A 3,502-nucleotide genomic window follows, 5' to 3' on the forward strand; every position below is an offset into this window, starting at 1 on the left:
CCCGCTTCCCGCTGCCCGCAAAAGCACAAGTGGTTCCAGCTTTTCGGGAAGCGGGTGGCGGGTAGCGTCTGTAGAAATGTCGAAGTTATTCCAGGACAGCTCCTTAAGGGTAATACAGCGGATCAGCAATGCGTTTTAACGCAAAAAACGTACGCCCCTTGTCATCATAAGCTTTTCTCATCTTGCCCTCGGTCCGCCCGCTCAGCTCAGAAAACACATGACCGAAACCGGAACATCCGGAACGCAGGCGTTTGCAAGCCTCGGCGTCCTTTTTTTGCTCAGGATTCTGATGGTGTAGCTGAACCAGCATATCCTGTAACCTGGCGCTGAGGACAGGCTTCTCTATGGGGTGTGCCAGGTAACAGGCCATGGCCCGACATAGCCACGCCAGGGCAAAGTGCAGCATTTGCTGTTGTGGATTCTTGACAGGTTCCAGGTTGTCACCGGCCAGGATGACAGCGTCCATCTGCATGGAAAAAATACACTGACGCAGATAGAACCAGGCCGCATCTTCGCAAATACGCCCATAGACCCGATCCTGCCTCAGCCACTGTTCAATACAACGCTTCTCTGCGACAAGGTTACTTTTTTCCCGATGGGTATTGATCTCCCGGATAAACCTTTGAACCATCAAATCGCTATCGCTGAAGTACCCTTTTCTTGGTATAAACAGCTGTCGTGCCGTGGTGGTTACCTTCGCAGACGGTTGCGGCGCTATAACGGGCGAACGCTGGTTTGTCAGCGCCGGGGGCTTAACCGGACTCTTGCTATCTGCAGAATCTGATCGTACAGGTTCATTAGCCAACGCCAGTGAAAGGCCCTGCCCGGTCTGCGGTGCCTGCTCCGTGATCGGGCTTTGCTGTTTCGGGGCTGCTACAGTCTGGCTGGCTGCCACCTTGCTATGCTGATGGGACTTTCGGTTTTTTCTCCGTTTCACCCTGCCAGCCTTGACGACAACGGGCGCACTTGCAGCGTCTTTTTCTGCATTTTCTGCATTTTCTGCATTTCCTGCATTTCCTGCAGTGAAGTTGCAGCCAGGTATATTCAGCTCACAGATTTCAATTAACGAATCCAGCCTTTGCTCGAGAGCCTCTGGCAAACCGGAGTAACTGCGCAAATCTTGATACTTTTCCAGGGCCTTTCCAAACCGGCCATAACCCAAGTGAATATCACCAGCATCCTTGAGTAGCAGTGGGGACCAGCCTGCATTCACAGCATTTACCAGATTTACCACGGCAAACGATGGATGTCTTTCAAAACCTGTGGAACAAAGATACATCAGGCCCTGGGTCAATTTTATGAGTCCACTTGTAAAGGGTGAGGCCTCTACCTCGGGTTTTTGTGTGCAGCGCTTATATGCTCTTCTTCTCCTGGTGTCCTTGCCTGCATCCCTGAAGACGTCACCGGTTAAATCATTTAATAAGGCTTTGGTTCCTGCCATTTTCTTCCCTGATTCCTCCATCACTTGCTTGACCTTTTTAAAAGTGTACTGTCTGCGTTGGGTGCGGAGTTCATTCCTGCCTCCTTTCCTTCGGGAAATAACGATGTCATTCCAGTCCAGGGCGAGCATGGTTCTGAAGCCTTGCGGATATTCGTCAAGCGTTACATTCTCACGCCTCTTCCCCAAATTCATTAGCAGTCCGCCTAAATCCAGCATAAACAAGTCCACTGGCGTGATTTTTTCAAGACAGCTTTTGAACTCTTCTTCAGTCAGTGTGATGTGGATAGTGAAGGCATCCAGCAGCTGCGGGGCAAAGGCTCGCCCCAATATCTTCAGTTCAATCTGCCGGTCCAGGAACGGGACCAGCAGGCGCGGAATCTGAAAGGGGGAAACCAGCAGTAGCTTGTCCATATTACAACTCAGTCTCACCAGCAGCCAGGCGGCGGGAAAGAATTCAGTCTCCTGGACCAACCGACTGAGTTCCTGTACTTGCTCATAATCCATGGCAGCGGGTGATTGTCTGGAAATCACCTGATATAGCTCGACAGTTCTCAGATAACGATCGAGAAAATTCGTATCAATTTGCTCAAGTTTGGTCAGGATCCGTTCGGCGGCTTCGAGTTCCCCGGCATATTGATAAGCCAGAAATGCAGAAAACAGATAATTGCATTTCGTAGCATGGCTGGCGAGGGGAGAAAGTTCCTCTTCCTTGCAACAAATGGAGTCAGCGAAAAAGTGCATTGCCATACTGCCCATGAAGGGATGCCGTGGACCAAAGGCAGAAATTACGGCGGTTATTTTATCCCGGCTCGATAAATGGCGGTTCTTTTCACTATTAACGGGATTACCCATGAACAACACAGGGGAATAATTGGCAACCACTGGTGCAGGATGGTAAGCGGCATCAGAGAGTGCGTGAGTACTTTCATACCAATCGCCTGAGCAGGCCGTTGTATAGACCTTGGCCTCTGTCACTTTTCGACCCCAGGATGTGGCAGGGTTCTCATCCAGTCCAGTGACGAGAACAGTACTGCTGTCCACACCAAGGGACTGCAAATGGTTTAACAGCGTGTCCATAATACCCTCCTGTATAGGCTTGCGGAGATGGCGGTGAGGAGACTGTCCGGGATTAGTCTGCCTGCCGCAATGGCTGCTTCTGCGTTATTTTGGTAACGGGGGTTGACCAGGCGGGCGTTATTATCGGGCAGTCCCTGAAGCCGTTCATGGTTACGCAGACTCTGGATTAGACTCACTTTCGGTTGATTAAGTTCAATCCGGCAATGGGAGCCTTGTATGTTTGCTTGGCGCAGCTTGGGCAAGCCCGATAGAAACGTTGTGGTTTTATGTTTTTTGCAAGGCTCAGCCTCCCGGGAGGCTGTCTGAGGATACAAGGAAGGTCCGGGCAATACCGTCAGTTAACAATCTTCGGCCGGGTGGCTGCCTGAGCTGTCAACTCGATTGGCTGTCCATCACGCAACACCTGCATGGTCATCTGTTGGCCAGGAGGAATACGGGCCACCATATTCATTACCTTGCGCCCATCCCGTGTGCTCTGGCCATTGATGCCAGTGAGGATGTCTCCTCGTTGCAAACCCGCCTGGTCGGCAGGGCCGTTTTCATAAACGCCGGTGATCAAAATACCGACTTTTGTGCTGACACCATAGGCTTCTGCCAGTGTCGAACTCAGTGGCTGGGATTCAATACCCAGCCAGCCCCGAATCACCCGGCCATATTTAATGATGGAATCCATAACAAAGCGGGCCATATTGGAAGGAATCACAAAACCAACCCCTTCACTGCCACCACCGCGGGAAAATAACAGCGTGCTGATGCCAATCAGGTCGCCATAGGCATTGACCAGGGCACCACCGGAGTTGCCGATATTGATGGCGGCATCGGTCTGGATAAAGTCTTCATAGGTATTCAGCTGCAGGTCATTACGGCCGGTGGCGCTGATGATGCCCATGGTCACTGTCTGCCCCAGTCCAAATGGGTTACCGATGGCCAGCACCACATCACCGATTTCTGCGCTGCCAGAGTCCACCAGGTCCAGATAGGGCA

The 3,502-nt window shown here is 51.7% G+C and carries 3 protein-coding genes; all 3 read right to left on the minus strand.

Features of this window, described 5'->3' with window-relative positions; all coding sequences use genetic code 11:
* Positions 1 to 103 precede the first annotated feature (103 nt).
* On the minus strand, positions 104 to 2,518 hold the full coding sequence (locus KDK14_RS16405; protein WP_257266253.1) for a hypothetical protein: 2,415 nt from the start codon (positions 2,516 to 2,518) through the stop codon (positions 104 to 106).
* Positions 2,503 to 2,832 (minus strand): hypothetical protein, encoded by a 330-nt coding sequence (locus KDK14_RS16410; protein ID WP_257266254.1) that lies wholly within the window; start codon positions 2,830 to 2,832, stop codon positions 2,503 to 2,505. Before KDK14_RS16410 ends, KDK14_RS16405 begins: the two co-directional genes overlap by 16 nt.
* 20 nt (positions 2,833 to 2,852) lie before the next feature.
* Positions 2,853 to 3,502 (minus strand): S1C family serine protease (locus KDK14_RS16415; RefSeq protein ID WP_257266255.1); only part of this gene is annotated, 650 nt, incomplete at its 5' end.

It is taken from the genome of Endozoicomonas sp. ONNA2 (assembly GCF_024606365.1).
In the GTDB taxonomy this organism is placed as follows: Bacteria; Pseudomonadota; Gammaproteobacteria; order Pseudomonadales; family Endozoicomonadaceae; genus Endozoicomonas.

Excerpts from the sequence above, each read along its gene's own strand:
- KDK14_RS16405 (WP_257266253.1), bottom strand. The coding sequence starts at position 2,518 with ATGGACACGCTGTTAAACCATTTGCAGTCCCTTGGTGTGGACAGCAGT.